Source organism: Prevotella sp. E15-22 (genome assembly GCF_023204875.1).
Taxonomy (GTDB): domain Bacteria; phylum Bacteroidota; class Bacteroidia; order Bacteroidales; family Bacteroidaceae; genus Prevotella.
Window position 1 is genome coordinate 2,208,845 of record NZ_CP096247.1, and the last position, 17,640, is coordinate 2,226,484.

At 43.5% G+C, this 17,640-nt stretch carries 16 protein-coding genes; 10 read left to right on the forward strand and 6 right to left on the reverse strand.

Annotated features, from left to right (window positions below; all coding sequences use genetic code 11):
- Positions 1-10 precede the first annotated feature (10 nt).
- From M1D30_RS09040 to M1D30_RS09065, 7 genes are all read left to right on the forward strand, one after another.
- Positions 11-1,069 carry a branched-chain amino acid aminotransferase gene (locus tag M1D30_RS09040; RefSeq protein ID WP_256466184.1) on the forward strand — a complete coding sequence of 353 codons (1,059 nt, stop codon included), beginning with the start codon at positions 11-13 and terminating at the stop codon, positions 1,067-1,069.
- 23 nt (positions 1,070-1,092) lie between these two features.
- Positions 1,093-1,437, forward strand: a complete 345-nt coding sequence (locus tag M1D30_RS09045; protein ID WP_248503198.1) for a CD225/dispanin family protein — start codon at positions 1,093-1,095, stop codon at positions 1,435-1,437.
- A gap of 6 nt (positions 1,438-1,443) precedes the next feature.
- Entirely contained in the window at positions 1,444-1,830 is a 387-nt protein-coding gene (locus M1D30_RS13815) for a DUF2752 domain-containing protein (protein WP_371874066.1), read from the forward strand.
- A gap of 256 nt (positions 1,831-2,086) precedes the next feature.
- Positions 2,087-2,575 (forward strand): zinc ribbon domain-containing protein, encoded by a 489-nt coding sequence (locus tag M1D30_RS09050; RefSeq protein ID WP_248503200.1) that lies wholly within the window; start codon positions 2,087-2,089, stop codon positions 2,573-2,575.
- Positions 2,576-2,726: 151 nt separating this feature from the next.
- A complete protein-coding gene (trmB, locus tag M1D30_RS09055) occupies positions 2,727-3,491 on the forward strand; it encodes a tRNA (guanosine(46)-N7)-methyltransferase TrmB (RefSeq protein WP_248503202.1) in 765 nt (254 codons plus the stop codon).
- 26 nt (positions 3,492-3,517) lie between these two features.
- Positions 3,518-5,299 (forward strand): leucine-rich repeat domain-containing protein, encoded by a 1,782-nt coding sequence (locus M1D30_RS09060; protein WP_248503204.1) that lies wholly within the window; start codon positions 3,518-3,520, stop codon positions 5,297-5,299.
- A gap of 33 nt (positions 5,300-5,332) precedes the next feature.
- A complete protein-coding gene (locus tag M1D30_RS09065; RefSeq protein ID WP_248503206.1) occupies positions 5,333-6,433 on the forward strand; it encodes an Mrp/NBP35 family ATP-binding protein in 1,101 nt (366 codons plus the stop codon).
- A gap of 65 nt (positions 6,434-6,498) precedes the next feature.
- On the opposite strand, the gene M1D30_RS09070 is transcribed toward M1D30_RS09065, so the two are convergent.
- The 5 genes from M1D30_RS09070 to M1D30_RS09090 are packed head-to-tail and all read right to left on the reverse strand — an operon-like array spanning position 6,499 to position 12,326.
- Positions 6,499-7,749 carry an ABC transporter permease gene (locus tag M1D30_RS09070; protein ID WP_248503208.1) on the reverse strand — a complete coding sequence of 417 codons (1,251 nt, stop codon included), beginning with the start codon at positions 7,747-7,749 and terminating at the stop codon, positions 6,499-6,501.
- On the reverse strand, positions 7,733-8,902 hold the full coding sequence (locus M1D30_RS09075) for an ABC transporter permease (protein ID WP_248503210.1): 1,170 nt from the start codon (positions 8,900-8,902) through the stop codon (positions 7,733-7,735). The genes M1D30_RS09070 and M1D30_RS09075 overlap by 17 nt, the downstream gene beginning before the upstream one ends.
- A gap of 7 nt (positions 8,903-8,909) precedes the next feature.
- Entirely contained in the window at positions 8,910-9,899 is a 990-nt protein-coding gene (locus M1D30_RS09080; RefSeq protein ID WP_248503212.1) for an HlyD family secretion protein, read from the reverse strand.
- A 23-nt stretch (positions 9,900-9,922) separates the two neighbouring features.
- Positions 9,923-11,455 (reverse strand): TolC family protein, encoded by a 1,533-nt coding sequence (locus M1D30_RS09085; RefSeq protein ID WP_248503213.1) that lies wholly within the window; start codon positions 11,453-11,455, stop codon positions 9,923-9,925.
- Position 11,456: 1 nt separating this feature from the next.
- Positions 11,457-12,326 carry a hypothetical protein gene (locus M1D30_RS09090; RefSeq protein WP_248503215.1) on the reverse strand — a complete coding sequence of 290 codons (870 nt, stop codon included), beginning with the start codon at positions 12,324-12,326 and terminating at the stop codon, positions 11,457-11,459.
- Between the two features lie 140 nt (positions 12,327-12,466).
- Between M1D30_RS09090 and M1D30_RS09095 the strand changes: the two genes are divergently transcribed.
- From M1D30_RS09095 to M1D30_RS09105, 3 genes are all read left to right on the forward strand, one after another.
- The gene (locus M1D30_RS09095; RefSeq protein ID WP_248503217.1) at positions 12,467-12,688 is read left to right on the forward strand and encodes a DUF4492 domain-containing protein; all 222 of its coding nucleotides are present in this window, start codon (positions 12,467-12,469) and stop codon (positions 12,686-12,688) included.
- 73 nt (positions 12,689-12,761) lie between these two features.
- Positions 12,762-14,345, forward strand: coding sequence for a cytochrome ubiquinol oxidase subunit I (locus M1D30_RS09100; RefSeq protein WP_248503219.1), 1,584 nt, complete (start codon positions 12,762-12,764; stop codon positions 14,343-14,345).
- Positions 14,342-15,487: a cytochrome d ubiquinol oxidase subunit II gene (locus M1D30_RS09105; protein ID WP_248503221.1), complete on the forward strand. Its 1,146-nt coding sequence runs from the start codon at positions 14,342-14,344 to the stop codon at positions 15,485-15,487. Before M1D30_RS09100 ends, M1D30_RS09105 begins: the two co-directional genes overlap by 4 nt.
- 44 nt (positions 15,488-15,531) lie before the next feature.
- Here the strand turns inward: M1D30_RS09105 and M1D30_RS09110 are convergent, their stop codons facing one another.
- A complete protein-coding gene (locus tag M1D30_RS09110; protein WP_248503224.1) occupies positions 15,532-17,541 on the reverse strand; it encodes an ATP-binding protein in 2,010 nt (669 codons plus the stop codon).
- Positions 17,542-17,640 lie beyond the last annotated feature (99 nt).

Consider the following 17,640-nt stretch of genomic DNA (forward strand, 5'->3'; position numbering starts at 1 on the left):
AAATTTGTTTATCTTTGCCGAGCATTATCAAACAACAGATACAATAAAGAAAATGAAAGAATTAGATTGGAAAAATCTCTCCTTCGGCTATAGACCGACCGATTACAATGTCCGCTGCTACTATCGCGATGGAAAATGGGGCGAGATAGAAGTATGTTCTGACGAGTATCTTAAGTTACACATGGCTGCCACCTGCCTGCACTATGGACAGGAAGCATTCGAGGGTTTAAAAGCCTATCGCTGTAAAGACGGCAAGGTACGCACATTCCGTGTAAAAGACAATGCCGAGCGATTGCAGAGTACTTGCCGTGGCATCATGATGCCAGAGGTTCCCACAGAGTTGTTTACAGAGATGGTTAACAAGGTTGTTCGCCTTAATCAGGAATGGATTCCCACTTACGAGAGCGGTGCAACATTGTATATCCGTCCGTTACTCATTGGTACCAGTGCGCAGGTTGGCGTTCACCCCGCTAAGGAATATCTGTTTATGATTTTCGTCACTCCCGTAGGTCCATACTTTAAGGGAGGCTTCTCAACTAATCCTTATGTAATCATCCGCGACTATGACCGCAGTGCTCCTCTTGGTACTGGCAAATATAAAGTTGGTGGAAACTATGCTGCGAGCCTTTTTGCCAACAATCTTGCACACGAAAAAGGCTATGCTTGCGAGTTCTATCTAGATGCCAAAGAGAAGAAATACATGGACGAGTGTGGTGCCGCCAACTTCTTTGGCATTAAGAACAACACATACGTCACACCAAAGTCAACCTCTATCCTCCCCTCAATCACCAACCGTTCATTGATGCAGGTTGCCGAAGACTTGGGAATGAAGGTTGAGCGTCGTCAGATTCCTGAAGATGAGCTCGAAACCTTCGAGGAAGCAGGCGCTTGCGGAACAGCAGCTGTTATTTCGCCAATTTCATATATTGACGACCTTGACACAGGCAAGCGTTATTCATTTGGCGACCAACCTGGTCCCGTATCAAAGAAGCTCTACGACACCCTTCGCGGCATCCAGTATGGCGAGATTGAAGACAAACATGGTTGGACGTCAGTAGTGATTGATTAATCATAATTAATACCCAAAAAGAAATGGAATACAATTATCAAGGAAACATTTCCGAACAGCAACCAAACGACTATAAGACATGGTCGTTAGTAAACCTCATCGTATCAATCGTTTTCTGTTGCTCATGCACAGGTGTCATCAGCCTCATCTTGTCAATCATTGCTTTCATTTTCTCTAACGATGTAAGCAAGTACTACTTGGCTGGCGAGACTGGAATTATGTTGGCAAAGAAAAAATCTGAGCAAGTCAAGACGCTCAACATCATCTGTTCCGTTCTATTGGCCATCGGAATCATCATCACTATCGTAAGTATTATCGCCAATGGATTTGGATATTATGCACATGCATTACAACTTTTGCAGCACTAAAGTGTAATGGTTAGCAAAAAAATTGCATTAATCATACTGGGTATAACAGCATCAACTATCATATTGGTGCTGTTATACTTTTTTAATCCAACTGACACCCCTTTTGCTCCCAAATGTCTTTTCAAACAACATACAGGATGGAGTTGTCCTGGATGCGGCCTGCAAAGATTTCTTCATGCCTTCATGCATGGACGTTTTAAAGAAGCTATAAGTTATAACTATCTTTTAGCAATCCTCATCCCATATACATCCCTTCTACTTTTCGAGCGTTTGGTTTTCAGAGGAAAGATTCAAAAGACCATTAAAAAAGTCATTGAGAGCAACTTTCTTATATACGGATTAAGCATTATTACAGTATTTTGGATTATAATTCGAAACTATTTTGGCATATAAAACTTCAATTCATTACCAAAAGATACATATTTTTCAAAAAACATTTGCATATTAAAAATTTATATACTATCTTTGTCCCGTCCAAGTCAACATAATAACCTAACACAAAAAAACGGCAAGGACACATATTGAAGGAAGAGCGTATTCTATTTCTCCATAGATACTGTTGCCCCGTTCTTTTATTCGTATGTCAAGAAACCATTAACAACCAATATTTCTCAAATGGGCAGCATTGAGAGCATCAAAGAATACTACTATGACCGAGAACAACGAATTGAACGAAACTGCACAAGTGAATGAAACTCCAAATCAGGAGCAGCCAAAGAAAGCTTTTTGCAAACATTGCGGAGCCGAAATTGAACCTGGTAGTGCATTCTGCCCTGCTTGCGGAAAACCAACAGGAAAAAGTCCTATTCAGCAACCAGACCAACAAGCACAACAGCCACAACAACAGTTCAACAACACTAATCAAACAAGCACTACGACGACAGTAATCGTAGAAAACAAGGGATCTCACTCTAACGGACTAGGAACTGCAGGATTCGTCCTTTCCTTAATTGCATTCTTAGTCTGCTGGATACCCGTTATAGACTTCGTCGTGTGGTTCCTTGGAGCATTATTCTCCTTCATTGGCATCTTCAAAAAGCCACGTGGCCTTGCTATTGCCGGTTTGGTGATTTCATTTATTGGCATCATTATACTACTCGCATTCTTTGGTGCTATTATCGGTTTAGCTTCAAGATAAACACAAAAAACTCAATATCAAAAAAAGCGCGTTGTATTCTATAGCAACGCGCTTTTTCTAATATCATTTTCAAAGTAATTCAAGAAAAAATATTTGGGCATCTCGAATAATTTTCGTACTTTTGCATATCTATATAGGAAAAACAGAAAAGATGAGCAAAGGAAAACTGGCCAAATTTGCCGACATGGAAACATATGAGAATGTCTTTCAGTATCCGTTTTCGGTAGTGAGCGACGTCCCGTTTGACATGCGCGGTCATTGGAACGAACAATATTTCAAGAACAACAATCCAATTGTTCTGGAATTAGGATGTGGAAAAGGTGAATATACCGTAGGATTAGCCAAGCGCTATCCACATATGAATTTTATCGGCGTCGACATCAAAGGTGCACGAATGTGGACTGGAGCCACACTGGCACTGCAAGAAGGACTAAAAAACGTTGCATTCCTGCGTACCAACATTGAGATTATCGACCGATTCTTCGCTCCCAACGAAGTACAAGAGATATGGCTCACCTTCAGTGATCCACAGATGAAGAATCCACGGAAGCGTCTTTCAAGTACCTTTTTTATGGAACGCTACCGCCGATTCTTGAAAGACAATGGAATCATCCATCTAAAATCCGATTCCAATTTTCTTTTCACCTACACCAACTATATGGTGGATCACAACCAATTACCAGTAGAACTCAAGACAAACGATCTCTATAAGCAAGAAGACCAAGTCTATTCTGAGGCAGCATCTATTCAAACTTATTACGAGACCATGTGGTTAGCTCGTGGTCTGAACATAAAATACATTAAATTCCACCTACCCCACGAGGGAGTATTAGAAGAACCAAATGTTGAAATAGAGTTGGACGACTATCGCAGCTACCACCGTACAAAACGAAGTTCGTTGGAAACCGCGAAATGACAACTATGAGGATATAACAGATAATCATGAATGATATGAGAAACGTTCGTCACACAAAGGGAACTGTAAGATGGTTTATTACCTCCGCCTTATTTGCTATGCTCCCCATTTCCATGGCGGCACAGCACTTAACAGTTACCGTAGAGGCAGAAGGTCAGTTAGGAACGCAACTGCCTGACAGCATCCGCTATACCATGACAGACTTAAAAATATGTGGTCCACTAAATGCGAACGACTTTAAAATCATTCAGGCACTTACCAATAGAACGAAAGCAAAGAAAACAACAGACCAAATTCTAACATCACTCGATCTTTCAGAAGTCGACATTAAGGAAAGTAAAGGTATTGTTCGCACACGTGCTAATGTACTACCTGCATCCATGTTTCTGAATTGTAAGACACTTGAGCGCATCATCCTACCCACCAACCTGACAGAGATCGGTCGCAGTTGCTTTAGTGGTTGCATCAAATTGAAAGAAGTAGTTATGTCGGGAAACACCGAAATCATCGGCGACTACGCATTCACCAATTGCATCAGTTTGGAAAAACTAACACTCTCTGATCAATTAAAAAGCATTAAGAATCATGCTTTCGACGGTTGTGTAAAGCTCAGTGAGGTTTATCTTCCTGAGACTACCACTCAAATTGATGCCTTTGCATTTAATAACTGTAAGACACTGGAAAGTATCAATCTTCAGGACACCGAGATCAAACGTATCAACGACAACACCTTTACAGGTTGTGAACATCTTGATAAAGTAGAACTACCTCAAACAGTAACGGCCGTAGGCAATGACGCATTCCTTAATTGCACCAGTATGACATCAATCAAGCTGTCTGATGCTATTTCAGAAATTGGCAATAATGCGTTTGAGAACTGTGTCAATCTTGACAGTATAACTATCGTTACTGTAGCACGAATTGGCAGTGAAACATTTAAAGGGTGTTCCAAGTTAACTTTCGTAGAAATTGGAACTGTATCACGTATTGGCAATGCTGCTTTTCAAAATTGCAGCAACCTAACAAACATAACAATGAGCGGAAATCTACAGGCTATCGGCTCCGAAACGTTCTCAGGATGCACTAATCTGAAAGCGTTCTGTACACCCAACACCGTTAAAGCCATAGGTACTCGCGCATTCTACGACTGCCGTTCGTTAGAAAGGATAGACATGCCGGAATCACTGGCACGAATCTATGACCATGCCTTTGAGAATTGCACTAGCCTAAAAACACTTTACATACCCAAATTTACTAAGCAATTAGGTAGTGCAACCTTTAAAAACTGCAACACACTTGATAGCGTTACCATCCAAGGGTTTGTTGAAAAGTTAGAAGACGAGCTTTTCCGCTACTGTCGTTCACTTCGCAACATCGTATTACCAGTATCGATCAAGAGTATTGGTGACAACACCTTTGAAGAATGCCTTACATTGCCAAACATTACCCTACCCATCGCTGTAGGAAGTATTGGTGATAATGCCTTTGAGAAATGTGTTTCCCTTTCCGACATCATCATTCCGGCAGCATGCACGACAATTGGCAATGCAGCGTTTCGCGACTGTAGTGCACTCACCCGATTGGAACTCCCCGCAGCAATCAAGAAAATCGGCGGAAATGCATTTGCCAAATGCTCAGCACTCTATGAGATAGCTGTTGGTTCTCCCCTGCCACCAAACATCACAAACAGCACTTTCAAGGGCATCGCCAACAATGCATGTCGTATCATTGTACCACGCGGTGCAAAAAACAAATACCAGAGTGAAAAGTCATGGAAGAAACTGGCACAAATAGTTGAACAAAACTAAGAATCATATATAACAGGATAAACAAGTAATACGATGACATTATATCCAAAACTCATTATGGATGCGCTAGCAACGGTAACCTATGCTGGCACAAAAAAAAATTTGGTTGAAAGCGAAATGGTTGCCGACACGCCAAGCATCAACGGACAGAGTGTAAAAGTAATCCTCGTGTTTCCCCGCGATACCGATCCGTTTCTTAAGTCGACCGTTAAGGCTGCTGAAGCAGCTATCAAATATCACTGTGGACAAGATGTAGAAGTAACAATCGAGACTGAGTTCAAATCCAAGCCTCGTCCAGAAGTTGAGAAACTACTTCCGCAAGTTAAAAACATCATTGCTGTAAGTAGTGGAAAAGGAGGCGTCGGAAAGAGTACCGTAGCAGCCAACCTAGCTATTGCATTGGCACGTTTAGGTTATAAAGTCGGTCTTTTAGATACCGACATTTTTGGACCATCAGTACCCAAGATGTTTCATGTTGAGGATGCACGTCCTTATGCCATCAACAAAGATGGCCGCGACCTCATTGAACCTGTAGAGCAATATGGTGTCAAACTGCTTAGCATTGGATTCTTTGTCAATCCAGATACTGCCACACTATGGCGCGGCGGAATGGCCACCAGTGCTTTGAAGCAACTCATTGCAGATGCTGACTGGGGAGAACTTGACTATTTTATCTTAGACACCCCTCCAGGTACTAGCGATATTCATCTAACCCTACTTCAAACGCTCAGTATCACAGGTGCCATCATCGTATCAACCCCACAACAAGTAGCCTTGGCCGATGCTCGTAAAGGTATTGACATGTACCACAATGACAAGGTCAATGTTCCTATCTTAGGTCTTATTGAAAATATGGCATGGTTCACACCCGCAGAGTTACCAGAGAACAAATACTATATCTTTGGAAAAGAGGGATGCAAACAACTAGCACAAGAAATGAACGTTCCACTCCTCGCACAGATTCCCTTAGTACAAAGCATCTGTGAGAACGGCGATGAAGGAACACCCGCTGCCACGAAAGTTGATACCATCACGGGGCAGGCCTTTATCAACTTAGCTCAGGCTGTTGTAACCGTGGTTAACCGCAGGAACAAAGAAATGCCAAAAACAAAGATTGTCGAAATGAAAGGTTAATCATAATAACTTCATAAACAGAATGCCCGCAGCCATTTGACTGCGGGCGTTCTGTTTATGAAGTCTCACTTGTTTCTTGCCAAGACACTTTTACGTGCTTTCATCTCGCGGTAACGCCAGAAAGCATCGTATCTGGTAACATAGATTTGGTATCCGTACACCACGCATGCTAGCCAGAAGTACAAAAAAGTATGCAGCCAAAGAACCATTATCTCTGTCGACACATCACCAACACAAGCACCCATAGAGTTCAAGCGCACATAGGCCTTTACACCAAAGGTTGACGGAAATACCCATGATACTCCCTGCCAAAAGCCTGAAATATTTGACAAAGGCCAACTAACACCCGTCATAAAAAGCAAAGGAACAGACACGAACACCATGAGCAGCATCACATTCTCACGATACCTTACAATACATGACACCACCATACCAAAGAAGATACAAGCTAATGTGTAAGGTAACATCAACCACAAAAGAGGTTGCCACGTAGCCAACTGCGGGAAGTGGAACAGGCGTGGAACAAGAATAACCAGCCAAGCCCCCATAAGAGCATATATCATAAAGTAGCATAGTGACTTACCAAAAACTATGCGGAAAACATTCTGATATGGCCTACTAATTGGTATTAGCTGACGATAGCGATTACGTTCACGGGCAGTTCCCGCCGACATACCAATACCTAGGATCAATGTCTGCTGAAGAATCAATATCAGCACTCCAGGCAACACAAAAGAGCCATAACCACCCGATGGATTAAAAATGGGAACCTCGTCACAAGCCAATGGACGTGCTGCAATAACCTCTTCACGTTTTGTATAGTGCTGCCCAAGTTTTGTCTGTATGGCAGACCCCATCTGCATGGACACCAACTGAGCTGTTTGGAAAATTGCTTTATATGTCAGCATCAGGCTCATGTCACAATACACACTGATTGTAGCTTGCTCCATCCGATTAACCTTCGTCTCAAAATCACTGGGAATCAAATAAACTCCCCTCACAAGTTGCCTACTCACCAGCGACTTAGCCTCATCCAGATCCTGAGCGTAATACGCCACATGAACATCTGGTGATGCGTCACACATACGAATAAATTGTCTTGAGAGACTTGTATGAGAATCGTCAACTACAACCACAGGCACCTCATGCACAGTCTCGTTATTATAAATCCAAGAATAAAGCAGAGGATAAACCAATGGAACGATGATGAAGAAGATAAGCACTCCCTCATCCTTGAACACCTGCAGCATCTCTTGTCGCCAAATATACAAGGTGTCGTCAATCCTTCTTCTAAAACTATTATGGTATGTAGACATAAGTCAGCATTGCATTCTTAATTTTCCTTATTACCAGCCAAGGCAACAATGTAAAGGCTGCCAGTCCAGCAAAATGGAACCATGCCTCAAGAAGCGGGAAGCCATTAAAAACCGATATCTGGTAAACCATATAGTAATGACGTAGGGGAAACAGCCATGAGAGCGACTGTAACGGACCGTCCATACCCATCACTGGGAAAGCAGAGCCTACCATTGAGAAACTGAGTACTGCCCACAGAGAACAAACACTCATCGACATACGTAACGAAGGCATCAAACCAAAGATAAAGATACCGAAACCCTGAGCTGCTAACACCTGCATAAAACCCAGCAACAAGAGCATCCAAGGACTACCCAGATGGGGGAAGTGAAGCACATAAAAGACGTAAAACTCATAGCCGTAGACAATCGCTAGCCATATGAGCGTTTGGGGCAGGAACTTACCTACCAAAGCCACCACAATGCGATTATCCGCCAACTCGAGCCATTCCTTCGATGTACCGAACTTTAACTCTGTACCCAAAGAATAGGCCGATATAAGAAATATAAACAGCATTATCATTCCTGGCACCAACATCGTTGACAGATAAGAATTATAGCTTGTCCATGGATTAGCTATCTGATGTAAGTCTATCTTGATAGGCTGCAAGAACGTTTGAATCTGACTATCTGTATAGCCCTTCGCACGCATAGTGGCTTGACCGACGGCAGCAGACCCTAACGTTGAAATGGTCTTTAGATCCTTCATCAGCAAAGCACCGGATGCTAGCGTCGTATACGAGTAATAAAACGACACCTTAGGCTGACGACTAGCCAGCAAATCACTGGTCGTTCCTTTGGGAATATAGAAAAATGCATATATTTCATTCTTCTGAATCGCCCTTCGAGCTTCCGTCACACTTGGATAATGGGCAACTACTCGTGACATTTGAAAAGCATCAAGACGATGAGTCAACGAACGCGATGTCGACGTATTATCCAAGTCCACCACGCCTACAGGCATCTCTGTTGGCAGTCCATCATCCATCAGTGAGGTAAAGAAAACCATCACCATGAGTGGGAATACCACCATACAAAACCCATAGACACGGTTGCGCTTAAGAATCAACAATTCACGCAAACCTATCTGATATAATAATCGAATCGTCTTCAATGGTCTCTTATCTTATTATCAGCGACATACCTGGACGCAGGCCCTCAAGAGTCTCTGTTGGGCGGGCCTTGACTTCGAATGTCTTCAAATCATATTGGCCATTAGCTTTTGTAGCCTTCCACACAGCATACGATCCCTGGTCCTTCATATGGTAGACCTTCATCTTCACCTCCTTATCAAATGCAGGCACATAGGCAGAAAACTCCGTACCCACCTGCATCCCATTCAATTGGTCTTCGCGAACATTAAAGGTTCCCCAAAGATCATTCATCATCGAGATTGTCATGATTGGGCTACCTGTTCCTACCAGCTCACCGATTTTGGGATAGATACTACTTACCTCACCGTCCATCTGAGCTATTTGAACCGTTTCACCGACATAGGCATTAACCTCTTGGACTGCGCCCTTGGCGCGATCCAACTGAGCCTGAGCAGCCAATCTCTCTTCTTGACGAGCGCCATTTACAGCCATATCATACTGACTCTGTGCAGCTTTCACCTGTGCCTCAGAGGCTTTGAACATAGCCAAAGCCTCGTCACGTTTCTGAGCACTCATCACACCCTCGTCAAACAGACGTTGCACACGATTATATGATTTTTCAGCAATCTCCAAGCCTGCTTTTGCTTGCTGTAGCAACTGGAAGGCGCCTTGTACCTGCTCCTTACGTGCTCCATTCTTTGCCATTTTCTCAATCGCTGCTGCCGCACCTTCTGCACCCTGAGCCTGCTGCATCTTAGCTTTCACTTCGGGGCAATCCAATATAGCTAGTGTATCACCGGCATGTACATAATCACCCTCTTTGACTCTAAGTTCCAAAATACGACCAGGCACCTTACTTGACACTCTATATTCCGAGACCTCTACCTGGCCCTGAATCAACTCAGGATCACGACCCAAGACAAAGAATCCAATCAGTGCCACTACAATAACAACACCTGCAAAACCCATGATGGCATACAGGATGTTATGATGCTGTTTTTTTGCTTGATTACTCATATCTTATATTCTCCTTTTTCGTTTCAATTACCATATTCCAAAGCACCAAGTGCCTTCTGCAACTCCACCTGACTGAGTTTAACAGCTATCTGCGCGTCGATAAGTTGTGACTGAGCTTGCAACCAAGCCGTCTGAGCCTCCATCACAACTGTCGGCGAGATAACGCCTTCACTAAAACCTAAATTAGCAGTACGCAGATTCTCGTTAGCACGTTCAATGCCTGTCTGTGCCATTGCCAAGCGTTTGTTCGACTCGTCCACTTTGAAAGTATTCTGGTTCACCTGCAACTCAATTTTCTCACGAGCCTCTGCTAGTTCAAGATGTGCAATGGCCGTGGCCCCCTTCGAAGCACGTACCTTATAAGCCACATCTCCCCAATTCCACAGCGGAACGCGCACCAAGACGCCAACATTCCAAAAACCACCAAATTTCTTCTCAAAACCATTTAGTACATTTGGATTACTTACAGCATAACCGCCCATCAGTGCTACTTGAGGTAAATTTGCCGCCTTCAAGATATTCGTAGTCTGCTTAGTCATATCAACTGTATTGCTGAGCATTTTCAGTTCTGGACGATTTTCAATAGCCCGCTCCACATCCAATTGGGGCTTCAACGTAACGACAGCCAAATCTTCAGAATCCTCGTCAACCAGTGTAATCTGTTCGTTCATAGGCAATCCAATCATCTGGCAAAGGAGCATCTTCGACAGCACCAAGCCATCGTTCACACGCTGCAGAGTCATCTCAGCCTCATTAACTTTCACACTAACGCTCAAGCCATCACTCTTTGTGGCTACACCCTCGACTATCATCTTTTGGACATCACCATCAAATTTCTTAATCAAAGACAAATAACTTTCGGCTAATCGCTGCTTATGCTTCAAAGATACCACCTGCCAATAAGCCTGATCCGTAGCATAAACAACAGCCTGACGGCGAGCGGCAGCAGAATTAGCAGCAAAATCCTCATTGATATCCGCTAGTTTGTTTAATGCAACGATACCACCTCCCATAAAGACAGGCTGTGTCACCAGAACCGACCCGGCAAAAATATTTCTTGTATCCGTACGAAAAGCATCAACAATCTTCTGTCCCTCCGTATTCAGCAATCCTGCCGTATTAGTGATGCCCTGCTGCATATTCTGCTGAAGATTACCTGCCATTTCCTGAAATGACGCAGCAGGCACTCCCAGTTGAGTTAGCATACTTCCTATCTGGGCCATCGCACTGTTCAGACCGTTACCTAAGCCCTGAAGGCTACCTGCCATCGTAGTACCAAGGTTGCTTAGCGAGGACTTCTGTTCATTATTAAGCAATGACACTTCCTCACTAGTAAACTGATACGAGCCAATAGCGCTGACATGAGGCAGGTACTTTGTACGTGCCGATTTTCTCAAGTTAACGGCCACCTCCTGTTTCAATTGTGAAACACCCATTTGCTTATTGTTACGCAGAGCCATAGCCCTACAGCTATCCAAGCAAAGCATCTGCTGTGCTCCGATATTCTGTATACCAACGGCAAAAAGCAGAAGGCCAAAAGCAATGTATTTCTTCATATCAATTAAAGGTAAATGTTTTAGAACCTATCATATTGCCGTCGGCAAAGATACTAACACGATACTGGCCAGCTTCCAGATATTCGCCCACCTGCCAGAAAGTCTGCACCCCAACTTCTTCGCCAGCATATTCTATAACCTTCTTCATTGAATACTCCAGTTGGCGATTCTCGTAAGGGAATGAACCTGCCGTAAGCACCTGTCCGGCAGGAGTCTGAATACGTACATAGAGAGTACGGTTACCATTCTCAGCCGTCACGTTGCGTGCAATCGTAAAGTTTACCTGAATAGTCTTACAGTCTTTAATTTTCTTGGCTGTCTTCTGACGTTTGTTCAGTAATTGCATTGAGATACCCGATGCATCCAACTGAGCGGCAATAGCCACTTTCTCTGTTAGGTTCTGCTTCTCTTGGCGCAATCCTTCATTGGCCTGATTTGATTGAGCTAAAGCATCCTTCACACGATCATTCTCAGCCATCAGGCTCATATTAACCTGATTAAGAGAATCCACCTGACGAATATACGAACGTAAAACCTCACGCACCGTAGCCAGTTCTTTCTTCAAGCGGGTAATCTCACGAGCATCACTCGCCTTCACATTTTTCAGTTCTTGAAGTAACTGCTGGGTGCGCATCTGTTCCTGTGTCAACTGTGCAATGATTGAGTCATTGTTTATTTGCGTCATCATTTCGCTATACTGTAACGACAGTCTTTCGTAGTCATTCTCCATCTCCTGCTTGTCCAGCTCAGCAAGTTCCTGCATCTCCAGTTTCTCCTGTTCCAGATTTCTATTGTCCATCAACAAATAAAAGACTACAGCTGCCATCGCCAAGATGACTACTACCGCCACAGCAATCAAAACTTTCTTCATAGTTACCTTATAATATGTTATATAACGCCTGCAAAGATAATGGTTTTCTTTTAAAACGCCAAAAAAAATACCACTTCAAATTTGGTCATTAAATTTTATTTCACTATCTTTGCCCTTGAAAACATTTTTTTGTTCTGCCTATGACTAAAAATGGTTTTTTGTACCGTGCCTTCAACCTGTACTACGAAGGTTTCCGCAATATGACACTGGGGAGAACCCTTTGGGTCATAGTCCTCATCAAGCTCTTTATTATCTTCGTCATCCTTAAAATATTCTTTTTCCCAAACTATTTAAAAGAACACACACCCGATGGAGGAGAATCAGAATATGTAGCCAACGAGTTGATAGAACGAGCATCGTAATTGTCATGAAAACCACCAAGACGAGCCCGAATTTCTAAAGTAAATCTAATAACAATAATAAATCTCAAGTAGCATGACTAACCTATTTTTAAGTATTGATGCCGGTACCATTGATTGGTCGAGAGCACAATTTGCTCTCACGGCCATCTATCATTGGCTTTTCGTACCACTGACACTCGGATTAGCCATCATCATGGGCATTGCAGAAACCATCTATTACAGAAAGAGAACCAGTTTCTGGAAGGAGACGACCCAATTTTGGCAACGGCTCTTCGGTGTAAACTTTGCCATGGGCGTAGCAACGGGTATTATCCTCGAGTTTGAGTTTGGCACCAACTGGAGCAACTACTCTTGGTTTGTAGGCGACATCTTTGGTGCGCCATTAGCCATTGAGGGTATTGTAGCATTTTTCATGGAGTCAACCTTCGTTGCGGTTATGTTTTTCGGATGGAAGAAAGTTTCAGCAGGATTCCATCTTGCTTCAACATGGCTCACAGGTGCAGGTGCCACGATTTCGGCCTGGTGGATTCTTGTGGCCAATGCATGGATGCAATATCCCATAGGTTGTACTTTCAATCCCGATACGATGCGAAACGAGATGACGTCGTTCTTCGACGTTGCTCTATCACCATTTGCCATCGACAAATTCTGTCACACCGTCATTTCTTCCTGGATCATTGGGGCAGTCTTTGTTATAGCTGTCAGTTGTTGGTTCCTGCTCAAAAAACGTCATGTCTGTATGGCTATTCAAAGTATTAGGATAGCCGTCGTAGTAGGACTTTTTGCAGCTCTTGGAGCAGGTCTTACTGGTCACAAGAGTGGACAAACCATCGCACAGGTACAACCAATGAAACTTGCTGCTATGGAGGCACTCCATGAAGGAGGTACAGAACAGGGATTAAAGATAGTGGAAGGTATCGAAATTCCGTATGCCCTATCAATGATGGCCACCAACACACTTGACGGCTACGTGCCAGGCATCAACAACCTACTTAATGGATATATAAAAAATGATGGAACAATTGAGCCCTCGGCCGACGAGAAAATTCATCGAGGTAAGATTGCCATCCAAGCATTAGCCAATTATCGAAAAGCCAAAGCCGATGGTGCAGACGAAGCCACACTTGCCGAGCAGCTTGCTCTCCTGGAAACAAACTATCAATACTTTGGGTATGGTTACGTCAAAGATAAAAAAGACCTAATTCCATCGATTCCAATTAACTTCTGGGCTTTTCGCATAATGGTAGGTTTAGGCTGTCTATTTATATTGTTCTTTGGACTCATCTATATCCTTATTTACGACATTCCATATCTTTCTCAAATATGCCGTCGATTACTATCTGCCATTGGCTTAATACCCGAGACAGCATCCGACAAAGTATCAGGTGCCGAGGCCATGCCACGATGGCTTTGTTGGGTAGCCATCACTATGGTTCCATTGGCATACCTGGCATCAGAAAGCGGATGGTTAGTAGCCGAGTTTGGCCGTCAGCCATGGACCATACAAGACATGCTGCCTACATGGGTAGCCGTCAGCGACCTCCAGTCATCGAGTATCATGGCAACGTTCTTTATCTTCCTTATTCTCTTCACCACCATGCTGGTGATAGAAATCAACATTCTCATTAAACAAATAAAGAAAGGGCCTGCATTATGACATACACATTCCTACAACACTATTGGTGCTTCATCGTATCGCTACTAGGAGCCATATTAGTCTTCTTGCTTTTTGTTCAAGGAGCCAACTCCATCATATTCTCTTTAGGGGACACAAAACAAGAGCGTCGTCTACTTGTCAATTCAACTGGAAGGAAATGGGAGTTTACCTTCACAACGTTGGTAACTTTTGGCGGAGCGTTTTTCGCCTCTTATCCCCTATTCTATTCCACATCGTTTGGTGGCGCATATTGGCTATGGATGCTCATACTTTTCTCGTTTGTCCTGCAAGCCGTAAGCTATGAGTTTCAGAATAAGATTGGAAATATCATAGGTACCAAGACCTTTCAGTTTTTCCTTGTACTAAATGGTATTATCGGACCACTACTCTTAGGCGGTGCCGTAGCAACCTTCTTCGAGGGTTCCAATTTCATCGTCGAAAAGAGTAATCTTATCAACGACTACGCCGTGACACCCGTCATCAGTCGTTGGGCCAATGCCACGCATGGTCTTGATGCTCTGCTCAACCCATGGATACTAGCATTTGGGCTGGCAGTACTTTTCCTTGCTCGTACATTAGGCATTCTCTATGTACGCAACAATGTAGCTGACAAAGCCATCCATCAGCGCAGCCACAAACATTTATTGATTAATGCCTCCATCTTTGTAGTACTCTTTGTAATCTATCTAATTCATCTACTCACTAAGGACGGCTACGCCTTCGACGATAGCGGTATAATTTTTATCGAGCCATACAAGTACCTTCACAATGCCATTGACATGTGGTACCTCACCCTTGTGATGCTCGTCGGAATTGTTCTCGTTCTTTGGGGTATAGCCAGCGACTATCTTAAAGATACCAAATGCGGCATATGGTTCGCTGGTATTGGCACAGTGCTGACTGTTACGCCACTACTGTTGTTGTCAGCCTGGAACCACACCGCCTACTATCCCTCCACGGCCGACCTTCAATCATCACTAACGCTTGAGAACTCCTGCAGCAGTTATTTCACCCTCAACACCATGTTCTGGGTTTCACTCTTGGTGCCTTTTGTTCTGGCTTATATAGTCTATGCATGGCGCAAGATTGACAGCCAAAAGATAGATATTGAAGAGATAGAGAAAGATGAACATGCCTACTAAATATAAAAAAGCGGGAGCCACAAACAATTAGCTCCCGCTTTTTCTTATGCCTTCAGCGACATCACGAAACGAGCACCTTCCGTATAGCTAGTGTCGAGCACGATGTCTCCCCCTAATCGACGGGCTATTGAACGGGCAATAGTAAGACCAATACCCGTGCCATTGTAATAGTTATCAAGTTGCACGAATTCTTCAAAGATGTGTTCTGCCTCCTCTGGTGGAACACCAATACCAGTATCCTCGACAGTAAACAAGATGTTATGTTCTGAAGCCAACGACTGAATAGCCACACGCAAAGTGACTCTTCCCTGTTTCGTAAACTTCAACGCATTATCAAGCAGCAACGACAATGCACTCACCGACTGCTGAAGATTGGTATGAAGCATGATTGTTTTAGCTTCGTCGTCAACCTGAAGATCAAAGACTATGCGCTTTGCCTCATTAATCCCTGCATCACTAGCCGCTTGTGTAGCAATCTGCAAAGGCGACACATCGTCGTTTTGCTCAATAACCATCTTACTGCCCGCATCGCTAAGTGCCAGCATCTTATTCACAAGTCCCGTAATACGATTCGTATTCTCAGTTATCTGGCGATTAATATCACTACGTGTGTTTTCATCAATATCCATACCCGTTGATGTAAGAACCTGCGTGAAACCAGAAAGGATGTTCAATGGTGTACGAATCTCATGAGAGATTTGCTTAATAAAGTCAGACTTCATCTCTGACGACTCCTTTGCACGGGCATTGGCCAATTTAAGCTCAGCATTCTTCTCTGCCAAGCGGTGCATAGTATTACGACGATAAAGGATATAGAATATAAGGAACAATGAAAGAAGGCCCAGAATGATTCCTATGGCGAGCAAACGAGCCTGTTTGATGTCGGCCTGCTGGCGAGTGATGGTGTTTTCCTTCTGTTGCATATCATAAATCGTGGCTAACTCAGCAGCATCGCTATGCTTCTGCCAATAAATAGCAGAATCGAGCGACTCGCAAATCTGTGCAGCCACAGCATAAGCAGAGTCGTGACGACCAGCCCCTACATTAGCACGGAACTTCGGCAAGAAATAGCTCTGCAGACAATCAAGTGTCAGATCATAGTCCCATTCACCAATCATACGGTCAAGGTCTGTGAGGATGTCGGCAGCCTCATCATAACGATGAGCCGCAATAAGATATTCACAAGCATCAAAGCGACCATCGTCACATTTTGCATAAACGGAACCTGTGAAAGCATCATATTCGGCAGCAGCTTCCTCGCTACGTCCTAAACTCTCAAGAGCATAGGCACGATAGATATGGAGACGTGCCCGATACTCCGTAACAAAAGTCTCCTCACCGTGAAAACGCACTGCCAACTGATCAAGTAACGTCTCAGTACGGTCGAGCCACATATTGGCTGATGAGAACGATTTCGCGTTAAGGAAACGTATACCAATATTGGCCGTGTGGACAATAGCATTACGCAACGAAGAGCGTGTAGAGTCAGCCTTGATAGCTTGTAGATTACGCTGATATGCTTTTTCAAAAGTAACAGCAGCCTCGCCAACACGGTCCAACTTCATCTGACAACGTCCGATAGACGTGAGCAACAGAATCATTGCATCATCCGATTGGCAGCCACGCTCCTCAATTTGATGCATCAATGGTACTGCCACGTGGAGTGCACCCTCATAGTCATGCTTAATATAATATAGGTCGGCCAAATAAGCAGCAGCATCTTCATAAGTCTCCTGTTCAAAGACTGTAGAGATATTAGATGTTAACACCTTATTATAATACTCCTCAGCCTTATTAAACTTCCTCATCTTGTGATATGCCCAGCCTCGCTTCAGGTTCGCATCAATCTCGCGAATATCACCTTCCGACTCAAGACTGTCAACCATCGTAATCATGCGATCGAAATCACGCGTGTTAGACAACTCGTCAAGCAAACTGTCAACAGCATTTTCCCTAGCAGGTTGAACTTGATCATGGTTACAAGACGTCAACAGACACACACACGATAAGCCAACGAGCCACTTCTTGGCGCATAAAAGATGTATATTTATCATTTTCACTAGAGTATCTTTATTCAATTCGGGCGCAAAGATACTAAAAAAGGGACAAAAAAGCGAATATATTCAGTTTTTCTTGCTAACTTTGCAGCATAA